Below are 17262 nucleotides of genomic sequence, written 5' to 3'. Positions count from 1 at the left end.
TTATGCAGTTACTTTCGCAACAACACCAGCACCTACAGTACGACCACCTTCACGGATCGCAAAACGTAGACCTGGGTCCATTGCGATTGGGTGGATTAATTCTACTGACATTTCAACGTTGTCGCCTGGCATAACCATTTCAACGCCGTCTTGTAATTGGATTGCACCAGTTACGTCAGTTGTACGGAAGTAGAACTGTGGACGGTAACCATTTAAGAATGGAGTGTGACGACCACCTTCTTCTTTAGAAAGTACGTATACTTCTGCGTCGAATTTAGTGTGCGGCTTGATTGTACCTGGTTTAGCAAGTACTTGACCACGTTGTACGTCTTCACGCTTAGTACCACGAAGTAAGATACCACAGTTCTCACCTGCACGGCCTTCGTCAAGAAGTTTACGGAACATTTCTACGCCAGTTACAGTTGTTTTAACTGTATCTTTAATACCAACGATCTCTACTTCTTCACCAACTTTAACGATACCAGCTTCTACACGGCCTGTTACTACAGTACCACGACCAGAAATTGAGAATACGTCTTCGATTGGCATTAAGAATGCTTTGTCGATAGCACGTTCTGGTTCTGGAATGTAAGAGTCAAGCGCTTCAACAAGAGCAAGAACTGAAGACTCACCATATTGACCAGCATCGCCTTCCAACGCTTTAAGCGCAGAACCACGGATAACTGGAGTGTCATCACCAGGGAAGTCATAAGTAGAAAGAAGTTCACGAACTTCCATTTCTACTAATTCAAGTAATTCTTCATCATCAACAAGGTCACACTTGTTCAAGAATACGATGATGTAAGGTACACCAACCTGACGAGAAAGAAGGATGTGTTCACGAGTTTGTGGCATTGGACCGTCAGTCGCAGCACACACAAGGATCGCGCCGTCCATCTGAGCAGCACCAGTAATCATGTTTTTAACGTAATCGGCGTGGCCCGGGCAGTCAACGTGCGCGTAGTGACGAATTGGAGAATCGTATTCTACGTGTGAAGTATTAATTGTAATACCACGTGCTTTTTCTTCAGGTGCTGAGTCGATTTGTGAGTAATCTTTCGCTTCACCGCCGTAAGTTTTTGCACAAATTGTTGCAATCGCAGCAGTTAAAGTTGTTTTACCATGGTCAACGTGACCGATTGTGCCCACGTTTACGTGTGGCTTATTACGTTCAAACTTAGCCTTAGCCATGTTTATAGTCCTCGTTTACGTCGAACACAATTCTGAGCAAAAACTCAGCATCGACATATCGCCTAAAAAATCAAACACCCAATACTTGAAAAGCAGACTAATAAGCCTGCTTTTTAAATCTTTGTAGAAAATCTACTAAACTGTATCTGGAGCTCTTATCGAGATTTGAACTCGAGACCTCTCCCTTACCAAGGGAGTGCTCTACCACTGAGCTATAAGAGCGATTATCCTTCGATGGAGCGGGAGACGAGGATCGAACTCGCGACATGCAGCTTGGAAGGCTGCCGCTCTACCAACTGAGCTACTCCCGCACTGTGTTGGTATATATACCACTTCAATCGAAGTTAATGGTGGTGAGAGAAGGATTCGAACCTTCGAAACTTTCGTAGCGGAGTTACAGTCCGCCCCCTTTGACCGCTCGGGAATCTCACCATATCACACTTATTTCAGTGTTGTTCTTTACTTCACAACTACACACCTTTAAGATGGTGCCGGCACACGGATTCGAACTGTGGACCTACTGATTACAAGTCAGTTGCTCTACCAACTGAGCTATGCCGGCTCTTCTTAGTGTTTCGTACGTTTCGTATCGGAACGGTGTGCAGTTTAGCAAAACTTCCAAACGATGCAAGCGGTTTTTTTAAAAAAACCGCTAAAAACTCATAAAATCAATCCGTTTGATGATAATTCAACCGCTTTGATCACTGCGCGAGCTTTTATTTGCGTTTCATTCCATTCAGATTCAGGATTTGAGTCCGCTACCAAGCCTGCTCCAGCCTGTACATAGACCTTTTTATTTCGAATAACACAAGTACGGATTGCAATCGACATATCCATTTCGCCGTGCCATCCTAAATATCCCACTGCCCCGCCAAAGATACCTCTTTTCACAGGCTCAACTTCATCAATAATTTCCATTGCACGGATTTTTGGTGCACCCGATAAAGTACCTGCAGGGAAAGTTGCTTTGAATACATCTAGTGCATCGATATCATCACGAACTTCACCTTGTACATTTGAGACAATGTGCATGACATGCGAATAGCGCTCAATCACCATTTGATCAGTCACTTGGACCTTACCAATTTTAGAAACTCGCCCAACGTCATTTCGACCAAGGTCAATCAACATTAAATGCTCTGCGATTTCTTTTTCATCAGAAAGTAAGTCTTTTTCTAAAGCAAGGTCTTCTTCTTTAGTTTTTCCACGTGGTCTGGTACCTGCAAGAGGACGCACTGTCGCAATGCCATTTTCTAAACGAGAAAGAATTTCTGGCGATGACCCTACAATATGGAATGGCTTTTTATCAGTAATCGTTTGCCCTTGTACCAAGAATAAATAAGGCGATGGGTTCAAATGACGTAAAGCACGATAAACCTGTAAAGCCTCCCCATCGAAATCAGAAACCATACGCTGTCCCGGAACAACCTGCATCACATCACCAGCACGTATATATTCTTTAACTTTTTCGACTGTCTCTAAGAATTTCGCTTTACCAGTAATTGATTCAAAATGTGGAGGTGTATGCGGCTTAGCTTGCAAACTAACTGGGGTAGCTAACAATTGCTCTAATTGATCTAATTTTTGTTGAGCGTCTTCATAAGCATTACTCTGCTCTGCATCCGCATGAACAATTAAAAATAAAGTATCTTTAAGGTTATCAAAGACAATGACTGTCTTGGATAGCATTAACCATAAATCCGGCAATGTAATTGGGTCAGCTGTAGGAACATTTTTTAAACGTGGTTCTATGTAACGAACAGCATCATAGCCTAAATAACCTACTAATCCACCCGTAAAACTCGGTAAGTTTGGCAAGAGCTCAGCAGATGGCACTTTAAATTGCTTCTGAAATTCACGAATATACTGAAATGGGTCTTGGCAATCTTCTTGTGTAATTGAACCATCAGCATGTTGTATAGACAGAACACCTGCATTACATGAGAAAACCGTCGACTCACCTAAACCAATCATAGAATAGCGCGCCCAATTTTCGCCACCTTCGACTGACTCAAATAAATAAGCTTGCGTGTGGTCTTTAAAACGAGCAAAAACAGATAAAGGAGTTTCTGTGTCTGCTAGGCGTTGGCGATAAACTGGAATCGTGTTGTAACCAGCAGCCTTAAGTTGCTCGAATTGCGCTAATGTTGTCATGAATTTTCTCTAATATGGTTTCGATTTAAAAGTGTGTTTTTCTAGATTCGGTTTAGACACGCCATCGAAAAACCATACGCTTATTCATTCTGATCTCCATTTCATTCATTAGATAATTAACTCAGCAAGACTATCAACAACTTGCTGAGGTTGGCAATCATAGATATTTTCTCCATGATTATAGCCATAGCTAACCACAATACAATCAATTCCAGCACGACGCGCAGCCTCAATATCATTACTTGAATCGCCAATCATTAATGATTGTGAAGCAGATATTTTTAGACTTTGCATGCAATGCAATAATGGCAACGGATGAGGCTTTCTCTCTGGTAAGCTATCCCCACCAAGTACGACCTGAAAATATGGAGAGAGCTGTAAAGCATCAAGCAAACCTTGAGCAAGTTGTACAGGCTTATTGGTAACGCATGCCATTTGTATGTTCAAAGTTTTACAATGTTTTAAAAACTCGGTTACACCAGGATAAATTTGAGTATTTACACAGAGTTCTACACTATATATATCAATAAATTTTTGTAATAAGACTTTGTGCTGTTCAGGATCTAATTTTCCAAAAATATGAAGCAGAACACTTTCACAGAGTTTTGAAGCTCCTTTACCCACCCATTCTCGTATTTGAACTTCTGTTACCAATGGCCAACTTAGCGCCTCTAAACTTAAATTCATAGACCGATACAAATCAGCAGCAGAATCAACCAACGTCCCATCTAGATCAAATAAAATTAAATCGCGCTTACTTAGTTGTGCAACAGACATCTTTTTTCTACTCAAAATTAAAAAGGCATGCGTTTAGCATGCCTTGATTGTAAAAGCAGCAACGGATTATTTAAAGAATAACCATGCCAATACAGCTAAAATTACTAAAATAATAATAGTGATTAAACCAACTGAGGCATTCTTTTGTTGCTCTTTTTCTTCTGCAACACGAGAAACTGGTTCATCAAAAGCGATAGGTGTTTGCTGTTGCGCATTAATATCTACACCCTCTGGAATAGGTGCAGGTTTTGGAATAGAAATATTCTGCGGCATACCATCGCGACGAACTTCTACTTCTGCGGCACGCTCTGCAAGGCTCGGCATTCCTTGATCGCTTAAATCTGGGGAGGATGTCGTATTTACAGGTTTGGCTTCAATTTCAGGTAATTCCGTGATTTTCTGTGCAGGAGCCAATACAGAAAATTTAAAACTAGCAAACTGAACAATATCACCATCATGCAACTGCTTTTCTTGCTCAATACGAATATCGTTTACAAATGTGCCATTCGATGAATTAAGGTCTTGCACCCATAGCGCTTGATCTTTTAGAAGCAATGCAGCATGGCGACGTGAAATTTCAGCAGCTTGTAACAATACATCGGCATCTTGATGACGCCCTACCAACATATCACGATCAACATTAATTTCTTGGCCAGTAATTTCACCAGTAATTGCTTGTAGTTTCCAAGTCATGCGTATGTCCTATTCATTTTTTATCAATCATAACATGCTACTACTGTGCTGTGCTTGGGCGCAGTGTCGTTGTTGTTACTGTATTTTTAGTACGATTAACTTCAGGATCAGGTAACTGTAAAGTTTGCTTTTGCACTGCTGGCTCTACGGCTACAGGTGTAGTTACCGTCGAGGTTTTTCCACCGGAAGGAACTTGTTGATAGTTTTTCGGCTGAGAGGCAATACTAGGTGGTGTCATCTTTTGATTGTAGACATCATCAACCTGCTCAGGCAGTTTTGCAAAATTGCCGTTTTTATCCATAGCCAATTGCAAGCTATAAAGCTGGCTATAGCGCTGCTGAGACAAACGGCGCACATCATTTGCATCACCCACAATTGTTGGGTGGATAAAAACAAGAAGGTTACGCTTCACATTACTTCGAGTATCCGAGCGGAATAATCTACCTAAGTATGGAATACTGCTTAACCCAGGAATACCTTGACGGTTAAATTCAACATCATCAGATACTAAGCCACCTAAGACTACTGTCTGTCCATGCTCAGCCAATACAGCTGTTTTTATAGCACGTTTGTTTGTAATCAAATCGGCAGCCTGCCCCTTACTCGCCTGAACATTTGAAACTTCTTGTTCAATTTCAAGTCGAACTGTGCCATTTTCACCTATGTGAGGTATAACTTTTAATGTCACCCCCACATCTTTACGCTCAACCGTGGTGTATGGGTTGATCCCCGTACTGTTTGTAGTGACCGATCCTGTTACAAATGGAACGTTTTGACCGACAACAATATAAGCTTCTTCATTGTCCATCGTTACAATAGAGGGGGTAGACAATAAATTAGAAGCTGTATTCTCTTTTAAAGCTTGAATTAAAGCTCCATAAAGCTGGCGAGAACCATCCGCACCCTCTTTATACTTCCCTAATGCAATTGAACTACCGGCTCCAATTGCACTTCCCAAACCAGAAGCACCGCCAGTTAAGTAACCTGCTGCCAATGAAGCCAGACTTGAACCTGCATTGGTAAAGTTAATTAGACCAATACCACTATTAATGTCACCAAGTGCCCATTGCACCCCTAATTGATCGGCATCTTTACCTGAAACCTCAATAATCGCAGCTTCAATCAGAACTTGCTGACGACGAACATCAAGCTGCTGAATAGCAGATTCAATTTCGCGCATTAATTGAGGATCTGCCTTAACCACTAACGAGTTTTGGGCATTATCCGCAATAATGCTTACCCCATTTTGGCTAAAGCTAGAGATACTGTTCTGATTATTATTGTTCGAATTACCATTTAAATTAATAGATGGCGTAGAAATTGAACTACCATTTGAACCAGAGGTATTTGAACTGGAATTCTGGTTATTACCCATCAAATTATTGATCGGATTCGATGAATTAGAAGAACTGTTATTACTATTTGACGAAGAAACAGCTTGTCCTGTTACGAGGCCTTGCAAAATCTCAGATAAATTTTTTGCACTTGCATATTTCAATCGAAAAACTTTTAAACCACCTAAACGGTCGGCCGAAGGCACATCCAGCATTTCAATCATGTGGCGAATACGCTTACGCGTTTCAGGATCACCCTTAACTAAAATACGATTGGTTCGATTGTCTGCAATAATACGGATACGTGCACCATTAAAATCTTTAGATGCTCCCGTAGCACTCATCGCCTCAAGTTGAGTAATGATTTCTTCCGCTTGGCTCGATTGGAGGCCTATTGCCTCAATATCATTCTGGCCAGTACCATCTAGATTACGAATAATATTTTCAAGTTGATAAATATTTGCCGCACGGTCCGAAACAATCAGTGCATTAGTCCCTGCAATTGCAGCCATATGTGCAAATTGTGGCATTAAAGGCCGAAGTGCTGGAATTAAATCATTAGGATTGGTATTTTCAAGCCAAATGACTCGGGTAACAATCTGATCACCACGCAATTTATTTCGCGAGTCGTAAGGAATTCCCGAATTTTTAACATTGCTATCCGGAACTAGCTTAATGGTGTTACCCGAAGGAATTGCCACTACCCCATTCACATTTAAGACCCCAAGGAATAGGTCGTAAACTTCATTTTTATTGAGGGGTTTATTCGATATTACTGTGACGTTACCACGCACTCGTGGATCTACTGCAAAGTTTTTACCCGTAATGTCTGCCACTTCATTAATAAAAGCAGTTAAGTCAGCATCACGTAAATTGATCTTCCATGTTTGGGCATAGACGCTGCTGCTCACTGTCGCAATCAATGGGGCTGCTGCAAGTAATGCCCAAAGTGGACGTTGATGATTCAATAAAGCCATAACTTGCGATAATTCCTAACTCTTATGGTGACGTGTTATCACTAAAAATTTTGTTGTATGGTCATCACTTGATCACCACGTTTTATTTCTATTTTCACTTGCCCAGCTCGACGAGCCTGTTCAAGCAACTGCACATCCGTTTGTCCCTGCCCAACCGTTTGACCGTTTAAAGAAACAATCCGATCACCCGGCCTTAAACCTAACTTATTTCGAAGCGCAGTGGGTGTACGTTCTGTAACTTCAAAACCTTCACCAGAGTTCCCACTAACGCCCATGTCACGCAGATATTGTTCACGGTTGCCTTGCATTTGCTGAATAGCCTGCCCTAACGCCTCTTGAGTCGTATTAACAGGTGCCGATGACTGAGGCGCAGTAGCAGTTGGCTGTGAAGCATCTGGCGTCATAGGTTGATATAAACCGTTTGGCAAACCTTTAAATTGGAGTTCACGAGTACTTCCATTACCTTGACGCAATATCACGTGATCCCAATAAACTTCTGCTAACTGATAAGAGGTAGAACCTATTGTTTCTCCTACACGATATCGGTCAGCAATATTATCTAGCTTAATAACAGCCGAAGAAAAACGGTTCGGATAGCCCAGCATTACGCCTTGTAATTCTAGGTTGACATTTTCCTGAGCCGCATTGGCTGAAGGTTCATTAAAAAGCGAAAAAGTACTAATGTTAGGAATTTGCGGCTGCTGTGATCCTAACTCGACTCGATCAAACTGCATCATTTGAGGAGGGGCAATTACCCACCAAAATAATGAAGCTAATTTCCAACACAACCATAAAACCAAAAAGGCAAATACAACTACACTTAACCGATCTAATTTTTGCCACTGTAATTGCTGTAATTTTTCAATCCATACTTTCATTAGTTACCCCCTTGTATTAAGGGTTGACGAGAACTAATGACAAACGTATCTAAACCAGCTTTTCCATCATAAGATGGAATATTAAGTAATAACCTTTGGGTAAGCTGTACATCAAGCATCATGTTGGCATCTAATAAAAGATTCGCCATTTTTTGACTGCGTTGATCACGTATATCAACTTGTAATTGTCCATTTTGATCCGTTAATTGCCCATTTAAAGAAGGCATATTCATACGGTCTTGACGATCACCGATATTATAAATTAAAGCACCACCACCCCAATGTAATTGACCATCAACTGCTGCGAACCCCTGCTCTTTCTTATAATTAAACTCAATATCTTTCAGTTGAATGCTGTTCGCAGGCCATTGCCAATTCACAATTTGTTTTAATGTTTCAGGTGCAATCTGACCATTCATAGCCTTTACAATTACTTTTTTCCCCACACCATAGCCCATTACCCCAGCTAATTGGGTATTTCCACTATGGATATCTACATCAGCAGCGAACCTTAATAAAAACAGGTCTAGAGGTCTAGTTTTCCAATGAATCGAGCCTCTCAAAGTACCACGCCGCCAATCTGCTTGGCCTTGCCAGATATTTCCACTTACATTGTGTAGAGTTTGATTATTCTTTGAAAATTTAGAAATAAGCCACGTCGCCGGGATCTGTAAAATAATAAAAATTAAAAATGCAATGAGGGCAAAAAACCACCACTTCCATTGCTTAGACTTTTTCTTCATTCAGCCTTACCAACATGCAAATTATCGTCCTTATTTTGAGAGTAGCTCCCTAGTCTGACATTATGCATACTTTTTCAACATCGCCAATTCACTTCATATAAAAAAACCAAGCAATCGGGCTTGGCTTCGGTATTAAGACTATAAGTTGAACGTATGACAAAATCATGAAAACTTGACGCTCAATGAACTAAATGCACATTTGATCTCAACAATTCATTTAAAGAGCAATTTAAACACTCAGTTTTTTAAATAATATTTATAGCAAAATTTTGAGATATTTTTATCAATAAAAAAGCCAAGCAAATTTGCTTGGCTTTTAAAAATGGCAATTTGATTAGATTAAGAAATCTTCAAGTTTTGCGCCTTTTTCAATTTCAGCAACTAACCAGCGTGGTTGTTTACCGCGACCAGTCCAAGTCTCTTCAGCATTGTTTTTGTTGCGGTAACGAGGCTCAACAGATTTACGAGTTGTTTTCTTACGTTTTTGAGCACCAAACTCAAGAAGTTGTTCAACACTGAAACCTACATTTTCAGCAATCTCGATAATTTGATTATAAGCATCTTCGATTGCTTGATCTTTTTTACTTGCAATTAAAGCTTCTGCTTCTTCTTGTAAGCGTTTTAACTCTTCAACAGATAATTCACTGATATCCGGTTTCATTAATAAATACTCCAGTCTTACAGACAATTCAAAATAATACAGACAAAATTTAAAAACATAAAATCAAGACCAATATTATTTATAATCTATTCAATAAGCAATAGTTTGAAAGCCGTGTTCATCAGAATAACCAAAAAAATTACCTTTTAATTACATTACCAATTATAAATGAAATATATTTTATTAATATTTATTTAAGATAAATGTATTAAGTCATGCCCAACTGATTTTTCTAGCTCAATAATTTTTTGTTTTATTTCCTGTGGTATTTCACATTTTCGTTCTGTTAATTTATCTACGCATACCATAACAGCTTCACCAGTAGCGACTATTTGTTGTTGGGTTTCACTCCACAATATATAAGCCATACGGAATGCGCTATTACGGAGCTCTTCCACGCGAACACCAACTTTCAATACGTCAGGATAAAAAACAGGCTTTAAATATTTACACTGACTTGAAGCAACAACGGTATATAAATGTGGGGTTAATATATTGATTACTTCCATATATAAAATACGTGAGCTTTCAATATATCGATAATATTGTACATTATTGACATGACCGAAAGCGTCCATATCTCCCCACGCTACTTTCTGTTCATATATTACTGGGTAGACAGACAGTTCTTTCATTTTTACCTCATATTTTAAACTTTAAAAAATTTGCATCATTTTCAAAGATTAGATTTAACTGTTTGATTAACACGTCATCTTCTTTAAGCGTAGACTTAATACGTAAATAGCTCATTAAAATATTATCTGGATATAATGATAATAATGTTTCAGCTTCTGTTTGACGTCCAGTTGCCATATAGACATGCCATTTTGCAAAGGTTAAAACTGGCAAATTCATATATTGATTTTCAAATTGAATAATTTTTTCTTCAACATCGGCATAGTCTGGAACTTGTTTAAGCAACTGCTGCTGAAACCATAGATAAAACACTTCTGGGTCAAACTGCTCTTTTAACAAATGTAGCGTTAAGGCCGCATGCTGCATGCTCATATCTGGCATACGTGCTAATAGTTTTAGCCATAACAACTTACTGCTATAAGGTCGAGTTTGAATTTCAGACTCTAAATCCAAATAACGTTGCTGTAAGGCATGTAAGTCATCGATAGACGCTTGGTCAAATTGCTGAAGAAGCTGCTGTAACCATAAATCACGGTGTTCTGCATCTAGCAAACCGTATTTCATAGAACGTAAATATACCCATGGATGTTGCAGCGCTAATTGCCCCCATAAAGCCGTTAATCTTTGCTGGTAAGCAGTTTCTATTTCTTGTAACCACGGTGATAACTGGTGTTGATATAAAAATTCGAGATGAGTTAATGCACGATCGGCTTCATTTTCGGCTAAAAAGATTTCAATTCGCTGTAACTCTGCCAATTCAAATGCCATCGGTGGTGATTGATCGAGAGCAGCCAATGCTTTTGGATAGTCCCCACTTAAAACCAGAAACTTGGCATCGATAATATTTTTTAAAAGCCCTGATTGAGTAAAAACACGTTCAATAAATACACGTTGATCTTCGGCCGCTTCTAATAACCAAACAATACCTAATTGTTCATAGGGATGAAGGTTTTTAAACTGGAAGATGTTTTCACTTTTTCTTTGTTCACGAGATGAATAACGTTTAATCCACAGCCACAAGAGTTGAGCAATAAAACTCATCACTACAAAAGTAAGAGTTAATCCCCAGACATTTGTTTGCAGCTGCAATTGTCGCCAGTAAATATAGACATACCCCATTCCATAGCCATAACTAAATAAAGCTAGGGCTGCAAAGAGTATTAAGCTGATTACGAAATAAACCCACAGGAGGTGTTTCATATATCCTCCTTATGAGCCGATTAGCCCAAGTGTAGAGAGTTTAGGAACAGGCACGATAGATAAATGTGCCACTTTAGCAATACGTTTTTTTAACTGCTGACTGGTTGCATCAGGCATTTCATCTAACTTTTGCATCACAGATTGCAACTCATTTTGGTACTCAGTCATTTTTCCTTGATTGAGTGCCTGTTCGGCAATTAACAATCTTAATTGCACTTCTTTAAGCACAACGCTTCGACTCATTAAATTAATAGACGGCGTTTCTACTTTTTCTATACGGAACCACTTTTTCCACCAAGACACAGTCTCGGATTGATCCATTTCAAGTTTAGGCTGAGCTAAGGCTTGTTGAATATTCTTATCAATGTTTTGTAATAAATCATCGATTAATTGATGGCGTTGATTTTGAGCCAAAGTAAACTGTTGAACTGCCTGTTTATCCTGCTCGAGCGATTGATTCAAGCTATGCTGCAATGCAGGAGCAATTTCATAGTGTACAAGCGATTGCTGTAACTGATTTAATTGATCAACTGCATAAATCAACTGCTGCTGATCAATCGCAAATTGAATTAAATCTAACTTTTGTTTAATTAAAACTGTAGGTGCAATACCTGTCGGTGGAGCATCTGGTTGAGCTACTGAACTCGTTTTATTCCCTGTACTTACGGGTTGATTCTGCAACTGTCGCTGTAAAGCAACCAATTGATCATTTAAATTGGCATAGTGCTGTTCTGATTGCAGCAGACTTTGTTTAAGCTCGGGAACAGTACGAGAAATTTGCCACATATCGTAACTGAGCTTAGCCAACCAAGCTACGCCCAGTAAAATGATGATAGAAACAAGTTTTCTCATACGAATCCTTATAATGCCTGAATGTGATGAATCATCCCCGAAGGCGATAAATTTTCAAGTTGAATAATGTGAAAATGAGCCTGTTGCTGATCGCGATACTCTTTAATAATTTGAAAAAGACGAGGTCCTAAAACCAGATATACACCATCAGGTTGTACATTATTTTTTGAACAAAGCTCTAACCAATATTTCCAGCTCGCTTCACTAGTAATTAAGACGAGCCATTTATTTAAATTATAATTTGAATTCTGTGTCAGATGTTTGAATGTAGAATATGAAGCTTCTGGGCACTGCCGATGATATAGAACAAAATTTAAAATCTGAATTCCTTGTTGTTGCAAGGTCTCCATCATAAATTGGCGTCCGCCCTCTCCCCGCCAGAAAGCCACACTCCCCGACTGTTGCATATTGTGCAGAATAGGTAGGTTCAACATCCCCTCAGAAGTTTCAACATCGGGAATATGTGCTTCTATTCCATATTCGTTTAGACAATTGGCTGTTGCTTGCCCTACCGCAATCCACTGAATATGTTTTAAGTCGCTAATTTTTAAACCGATTTTTACCAAATACTCCATACCCACTTCAACAGCGGTTGGGCTGACGACAACAATAGCTTGCGCCTTAACTAATTGTTGGTAAAGCTGAAGTAAGTGTTCGGAAAAGGGGGTAGCAACGAGCTCTAAAAGAGGTAAAGACTCAACCTGATAACCTTCATTTTGCAAAGCTTCTGTTAATTCAGCTGCACGCGAATCAGGTCGAGTATTAATAAACAGCATGGTTTAGTAGAGGGCCTTTAATAGCTCGCCAGCACCTTGATCAAGTAAGTTTCGAGCAAGGTTTTCACCCAATTGCTGAGCATTATTGGCTTCATCTGTTAGTTCAGCACATAATAATGTTTGGCCATCAGGGCTTCCAACACGACCTTCGATATGGATTTGACCATTTTGCAGTGTGGCATAACCCGCAATTGGGACCTGACAACCGCCTTCAAGATAGGCATTAAATGCACGTTCAGCACGTACACAAACATCTGTTTCTTCGTGTAATAAAGGTTGAATTAAAGCCAATACATCTTGGTCAGCTGCACGGCACTCTAAACCCAATGCACCTTGTCCCACAGCAGGCAAACTAATATCTGGTGTTAAACAATGACGGATACGTTCCGACAACCCTAAACGCTTCAAACCGGCACTGGCCAGAATAATCGCATCGTATTGACCTTCATCTAGCTTCGCCAAACGTGTGCCAACATTTCCACGCAAGTCAATAATTTGCAAATCAGGACGTTGTTTTAAAATCTGAGATTTTCGACGCAAGCTTGATGTACCGACTTTTGCACCTTGTGGTAAATCAGCGAATTTTTCAAACTGATTTGAAACGAAAGCATCTAATGGATCTTCACGTTCACAAATTACTGCCAAGGTTAGACCTTCTGGCAAAGCCATCGGGACATCTTTCATTGAATGTACGGCTAAGTCTGCACGCCCATCTAGAAGTGCTGCTTCTAACTCTTTAACAAACAGCCCTTTCCCACCAATTTTTGCTAAAGGCGTATCTAAGATCTTATCGCCCTGCGTGACAAATTTAACCAGTTCCACCGTTAAATCAGGGTGAAGCTCCTGTAAACGGGCACGAATATGTTCTGCCTGCCAAAGAGCAAGTGGGCTTTGTCGTGTAGCAATTTTCAAGGTTTTCATAAATTCAAGCATGGGCTGGTCAAACAATACACCCTAAACTTAACTTGATCCCTTAAAATTGCAAGTAAAATCTCGCAAGCCCAAGATAACTCTTTTAAATTTAGAGCTGATGAATTCGCTCTCTAAGCGTAGACAAATGTCGACGGCTCACTGAAAGTCGCTCATCAAGGCCTCGCAATCTAACCTGATATTGCCCCGAACTGATCAGCTCCAACCCATCTAAATATGCGACTGCAACCAACGCATTTCGATGAATACGAATGAACTGATCTGCGAATTCGGTTTCAAGCTCTTTTAATGTTTCATCTATTAATACACTGCCATTTTTATGTCTCACAGTGACATATTTCTGATCTGCTAAAAAGTAATAGATATTTTCAACAGGGATCAGCTCAACACCACGATAGGTTTTTGCGGCAATTTGATGACGCTGTGTTTTTAAATCTTGTAAAAGCTCAGAATTCGGTAATGCATTGAGCTGTGCTTGAGTAAGTTGAGTTAGCTGAGTTAAAGCTTGCTCAAGTTCAACCGGATCAATCGGTTTAAGAAGATATGCTTGAGCCTGAGCTTTAAAAGCTTCCAATGCATGCTGATCGTAGGCGGTACAAAATACAATCGCAGGTCGAGGATTGAGCTGACTTAACTGTTCTGCACAGACAAGCCCATTCATACCTGGCATTTGAATATCAAGTAAGATTACATCCGGTTGATGAAGCCGTGCCTGTTCCAAGGCCTCCTGTCCATGATGAGCCGTTGATACAACCTCATGTCCCATCTTTGAAACTAAACGTGATAAACGCTCCACTGCAAGTGGTTCATCATCACAAATTAGCACCTTCATTCATCCTCCTTGTCACCGTTAACTTGGTCCATTTTTTTATGGTTAACTCTGACTGACTTATTATTTTGTTTGATATTGATAGCTCATAATAGTGGTATATAAAGCTTCACCTTTATAAACCTGAAATCTAACGGTGTTCCCATAATACGCTTTCAGGCGCTGCTTAACATTTTCAAGAGCGATTCCATGCCCTTTCCGTGAATTTATTGTATCGTCTGTATATGGGTTGGTAATGACTATACTGACCTGATTTTGCAATATTTCAACCAATACCCCTATGGTTGCTTTGCCCATCATTGGTTCTACCCCATGAAAAATACTATTCTCTAACAAAGGTTGTAATGTCAATAAAGGAATAGTGATCTGTTTTAATTGCACAGGTGAAAGCTCGATCTTCCAATCAACTTTTAAACGCTCACCTAAACGAACCTGCTCAATCATTAAATATTGTTTACTCAGCTCGATTTCTTCATGCAGACTCACCAATTTTAATTCTTGGAAGCTCGCTCGAAATAAACGCGACAAACTAATTAGCATGCTTTCTGCTTTATCTGGATCTATCGCAATTAAACTCACCACATTATTTAAACTATTAAATAAGAAGTGAGGATGAATTCGTGCTTGCATGGCCTGAATACGGGCATTTAACTCGGCATATTGCTGATGCAACCATTGTTCCCTGACATATAAATAACGTAAGCAGAAAGCCCCGAGTAATATTCCATAGCTTAGATATAAAGGTACATTGGTAAAATAAACACTCCAGCCCTGCGTTAAAGAAGCATGTTTATTTAAAAGACCAAACTGAAAAAAATTACTGATTAAAGTGGTCAAAACAACAATACTTTGCAGCATGATAAAACCAATAGCCAAAGCAAATTCTTGACGCAAGCTGCTAAAAAAACCTTGAAAGTGTTCAACCAATGCAAAAAAGGACAATATTACCCAGTTAATAAAAATGATGTATTGAAAAAGCCTTCCCCCGCTTAAGGCTTGCCAAGACTGCGCTTCAGCCAATGCCAAGACCAGTGCCAAAACATTACTTGCGATAATTAATTCGAATAAGTGTTGCCAACGCCCGCTTTTCGTAAAAAAATAGGAGGAATTTTGATTTCGGTATGCTGTAGGAAACAACTTTGTTTGTTGAGCTTCGGCAAGTGATATACTCTTTTTTATTTTACTGAGCCACCATGACCACATCTTCAAATCCCCCTAATTCAGTAACCCCAGACCAAACCTCAGGTATGTGGGGTGGTCGTTTTTCTGAAGCGACGGACGCTTTTGTAGCCGAATTTACCGCCTCTGTTCAGTTTGACCAACGTTTTTATAAACAAGACATCGCTGGTTCGATTGCGCATGCTACCATGCTTGCGAAAGTTGGCGTACTCACAGAAGCAGAACGCGATGACATTATTGAAGGTTTAAGCACCATTCGCTCAGAAATTGAGGCTGGAAACTTTGAGTGGCGCATCGATCTTGAAGATGTTCACATGAACATTGAATCACGTTTGACTCAACGTATTGGCATTACAGGTAAAAAATTACATACAGGTCGTAGCCGTAACGATCAGGTTGCAACTGATATTCGTCTTTACCTACGCGACGAAATTGATGATATTTTAAAATTATTAGAACGTTTACAAAAAGGTTTGTTAGGCTTGGCTGCCAAAAATGTAAATACGATTATGCCGGGCTTTACACACCTACAAACAGCTCAACCAGTAACTTTTGGTCATCACTTGTTAGCATGGTTTGAAATGTTAGTGCGTGACACTGAACGTCTTCAAGACTGCCGTAAACGTGTTAACCGTATGCCACTTGGATCTGCCGCTCTTGCTGGTACTACTTATCCGATTGACCGCGCATATACAGCAGAACTTTTAGGGTTTGAAGCTGTATCTGAAAACTCTCTTGATGCTGTATCTGACCGTGACTTTGCCATTGAATTTAATGCAGCTGCTGCACTTATTATGATGCACTTATCACGTATGTCAGAAGAGCTCATTCTTTGGACTTCTGCACAGTTCAAATTTGTGAATATTCCTGACCGCTTCTGTACTGGTTCTTCAATCATGCCACAGAAGAAAAATCCGGATGTTCCAGAACTTATTCGCGGTAAATCTGGCCGTGTATTTGGTGACTTAATTAGCTTACTTACGCTCATGAAAGGTCAACCATTGGCGTACAACAAAGATAACCAAGAAGACAAAGAACCTTTATTTGATGCAATCGATACAGTTCGTGGTTCACTCATGGCATTTGCAGACATGATTCCTGCATTGGTTCCAAATATTGAAATCATGCGTGAAGCTGCTCTTCGTGGATTCTCGACTGCAACCGATCTTGCAGACTACCTAGTGAAAAAAGGCGTTGCTTTCCGTGATGCTCATGAAATTGTAGGTAAAGCAGTTGCATTAGGTGTTGCTGAAGAAAAAGACTTATCTGAACTCACACTTGAGCAATTACAGCAATTCTCTGACTTAATTACAGCAGATGTGTTTGACAAAGCCTTAACTCTAGAAGCTTCTGTAAATGCTCGTGATCATATTGGTGGAACTTCTCCAAAACAGGTTGAAGCTGCAATTGCGCGTGCCCACACACGTTTAGAACAGTTATACGCTTAAGGAT

General features: G+C 39.8%; 16 protein-coding genes and 4 tRNA genes. 1 reads left to right on the top strand and 19 read right to left on the bottom strand.

The window, feature by feature from the left end; all coding sequences use genetic code 11:
• The 19 genes from tuf to MKL33_RS06135 form a co-directional block, all read right to left on the bottom strand.
• Positions 1-1191, bottom strand: a complete 1191-nt coding sequence (gene tuf, locus MKL33_RS06225; RefSeq protein ID WP_005065785.1) for an elongation factor Tu — start codon at positions 1189-1191, stop codon at positions 1-3.
• A 147-nt stretch (positions 1192-1338) separates the two neighbouring features.
• Positions 1339-1413 (bottom strand) — tRNA-Thr (locus MKL33_RS06220).
• Positions 1414-1426: 13 nt separating this feature from the next.
• Positions 1427-1502, bottom strand: a tRNA-Gly gene (locus MKL33_RS06215).
• Between the two features lie 37 nt (positions 1503-1539).
• A tRNA-Tyr gene (locus tag MKL33_RS06210) sits at positions 1540-1623 on the bottom strand.
• A gap of 54 nt (positions 1624-1677) precedes the next feature.
• Positions 1678-1753 (bottom strand) — tRNA-Thr (locus tag MKL33_RS06205).
• A gap of 98 nt (positions 1754-1851) precedes the next feature.
• The gene (trpE, locus tag MKL33_RS06200) at positions 1852-3345 is read right to left on the bottom strand and encodes an anthranilate synthase component I (RefSeq protein ID WP_069036354.1); all 1494 of its coding nucleotides are present in this window, start codon (positions 3343-3345) and stop codon (positions 1852-1854) included.
• 108 nt (positions 3346-3453) lie between these two features.
• The gene (locus tag MKL33_RS06195; protein WP_005079407.1) at positions 3454-4122 is read right to left on the bottom strand and encodes a phosphoglycolate phosphatase; all 669 of its coding nucleotides are present in this window, start codon (positions 4120-4122) and stop codon (positions 3454-3456) included.
• Between the two features lie 66 nt (positions 4123-4188).
• On the bottom strand, positions 4189-4815 hold the full coding sequence (locus MKL33_RS06190) for an FHA domain-containing protein (RefSeq protein WP_063097989.1): 627 nt from the start codon (positions 4813-4815) through the stop codon (positions 4189-4191).
• Positions 4816-4855: 40 nt separating this feature from the next.
• Positions 4856-7126 carry a type II secretion system secretin GspD gene (gene gspD / locus MKL33_RS06185; RefSeq protein WP_069036353.1) on the bottom strand — a complete coding sequence of 757 codons (2271 nt, stop codon included), beginning with the start codon at positions 7124-7126 and terminating at the stop codon, positions 4856-4858.
• A gap of 41 nt (positions 7127-7167) precedes the next feature.
• On the bottom strand, positions 7168-8004 hold the full coding sequence (locus tag MKL33_RS06180; RefSeq protein ID WP_005079413.1) for a type II secretion system protein N: 837 nt from the start codon (positions 8002-8004) through the stop codon (positions 7168-7170).
• Positions 8004-8747 (bottom strand): type II secretion system protein N, encoded by a 744-nt coding sequence (gspN, locus tag MKL33_RS06175; protein ID WP_204085767.1) that lies wholly within the window; start codon positions 8745-8747, stop codon positions 8004-8006. Before gspN ends, MKL33_RS06180 begins: the two co-directional genes overlap by 1 nt.
• Positions 8748-9081: 334 nt before the next feature.
• Positions 9082-9408, bottom strand: a complete 327-nt coding sequence (locus MKL33_RS06170) for an H-NS histone family protein (protein ID WP_000801427.1) — start codon at positions 9406-9408, stop codon at positions 9082-9084.
• Positions 9409-9602: 194 nt separating this feature from the next.
• Positions 9603-10043, bottom strand: coding sequence for an acyl-CoA thioesterase (locus MKL33_RS06165; protein ID WP_017385884.1), 441 nt, complete (start codon positions 10041-10043; stop codon positions 9603-9605).
• 7 nt (positions 10044-10050) lie between these two features.
• Complete coding sequence (locus tag MKL33_RS06160) at positions 10051-11244, bottom strand: membrane protein (protein ID WP_017385883.1); 1194 nt, start codon at positions 11242-11244, stop codon at positions 10051-10053.
• 9 nt (positions 11245-11253) lie between these two features.
• Complete coding sequence (locus MKL33_RS06155; RefSeq protein ID WP_046812213.1) at positions 11254-12096, bottom strand: hypothetical protein; 843 nt, start codon at positions 12094-12096, stop codon at positions 11254-11256.
• Positions 12097-12104: 8 nt separating this feature from the next.
• Positions 12105-12872 carry a uroporphyrinogen-III synthase gene (locus MKL33_RS06150; RefSeq protein WP_270906671.1) on the bottom strand — a complete coding sequence of 256 codons (768 nt, stop codon included), beginning with the start codon at positions 12870-12872 and terminating at the stop codon, positions 12105-12107.
• Between the two features lie 3 nt (positions 12873-12875).
• Positions 12876-13793 (bottom strand): hydroxymethylbilane synthase, encoded by a 918-nt coding sequence (gene hemC / locus MKL33_RS06145; RefSeq protein ID WP_270906670.1) that lies wholly within the window; start codon positions 13791-13793, stop codon positions 12876-12878.
• 100 nt (positions 13794-13893) lie between these two features.
• Positions 13894-14634, bottom strand: a complete 741-nt coding sequence (locus tag MKL33_RS06140) for a LytR/AlgR family response regulator transcription factor (protein WP_044425059.1) — start codon at positions 14632-14634, stop codon at positions 13894-13896.
• Between the two features lie 60 nt (positions 14635-14694).
• A complete protein-coding gene (locus MKL33_RS06135; RefSeq protein WP_270906669.1) occupies positions 14695-15834 on the bottom strand; it encodes a sensor histidine kinase in 1140 nt (379 codons plus the stop codon).
• On the opposite strand from MKL33_RS06135, the gene argH reads away from it, so the two are divergent.
• A complete protein-coding gene (gene argH / locus MKL33_RS06130) occupies positions 15825-17258 on the top strand; it encodes an argininosuccinate lyase (protein WP_002121138.1) in 1434 nt (477 codons plus the stop codon). The two genes, MKL33_RS06135 and argH, sit on opposite strands and share 10 nt — an antisense overlap.
• Positions 17259-17262 lie beyond the last annotated feature (4 nt).

The sequence above is a fragment of the Acinetobacter sp. AOR43_HL genome (assembly GCF_027854635.1).
Taxonomy (GTDB): domain Bacteria; phylum Pseudomonadota; class Gammaproteobacteria; order Pseudomonadales; family Moraxellaceae; genus Acinetobacter; species Acinetobacter pittii.
The sequence above is the reverse complement of the archived record's forward strand: the minus strand, read 5'-3'. Positions and strand labels throughout refer to the sequence as shown.

Coding starts and splice junctions, on each gene's coding strand:
- tuf (WP_005065785.1), bottom strand. CDS start 1,191: ATGGCTAAGGCTAAGTTTGAACGTAATAAGCCACACGTAAACGTGGGC.
- trpE (WP_069036354.1), bottom strand. CDS start 3,345: ATGACAACATTAGCGCAATTCGAGCAACTTAAGGCTGCTGGTTACAAC.
- MKL33_RS06195 (WP_005079407.1), bottom strand. CDS start 4,122: ATGTCTGTTGCACAACTAAGTAAGCGCGATTTAATTTTATTTGATCTA.
- MKL33_RS06190 (WP_063097989.1), bottom strand. CDS start 4,815: ATGACTTGGAAACTACAAGCAATTACTGGTGAAATTACTGGCCAAGAA.
- gspD (WP_069036353.1), bottom strand. CDS start 7,126: ATGGCTTTATTGAATCATCAACGTCCACTTTGGGCATTACTTGCAGCA.
- MKL33_RS06180 (WP_005079413.1), bottom strand. CDS start 8,004: ATGAAAGTATGGATTGAAAAATTACAGCAATTACAGTGGCAAAAATTA.
- gspN (WP_204085767.1), bottom strand. CDS start 8,747: ATGAAGAAAAAGTCTAAGCAATGGAAGTGGTGGTTTTTTGCCCTCATT.
- MKL33_RS06170 (WP_000801427.1), bottom strand. CDS start 9,408: ATGAAACCGGATATCAGTGAATTATCTGTTGAAGAGTTAAAACGCTTA.
- MKL33_RS06165 (WP_017385884.1), bottom strand. CDS start 10,043: ATGAAAGAACTGTCTGTCTACCCAGTAATATATGAACAGAAAGTAGCG.
- MKL33_RS06160 (WP_017385883.1), bottom strand. CDS start 11,244: ATGAAACACCTCCTGTGGGTTTATTTCGTAATCAGCTTAATACTCTTT.
- MKL33_RS06155 (WP_046812213.1), bottom strand. CDS start 12,096: ATGAGAAAACTTGTTTCTATCATCATTTTACTGGGCGTAGCTTGGTTG.
- MKL33_RS06150 (WP_270906671.1), bottom strand. CDS start 12,872: ATGCTGTTTATTAATACTCGACCTGATTCGCGTGCAGCTGAATTAACA.
- hemC (WP_270906670.1), bottom strand. CDS start 13,793: ATGAAAACCTTGAAAATTGCTACACGACAAAGCCCACTTGCTCTTTGG.
- MKL33_RS06140 (WP_044425059.1), bottom strand. CDS start 14,634: ATGAAGGTGCTAATTTGTGATGATGAACCACTTGCAGTGGAGCGTTTA.
- argH (WP_002121138.1), top strand. CDS start 15,825: ATGACCACATCTTCAAATCCCCCTAATTCAGTAACCCCAGACCAAACC.
- MKL33_RS06135 (WP_270906669.1), bottom strand. CDS start 15,834: ATGTGGTCATGGTGGCTCAGTAAAATAAAAAAGAGTATATCACTTGCC.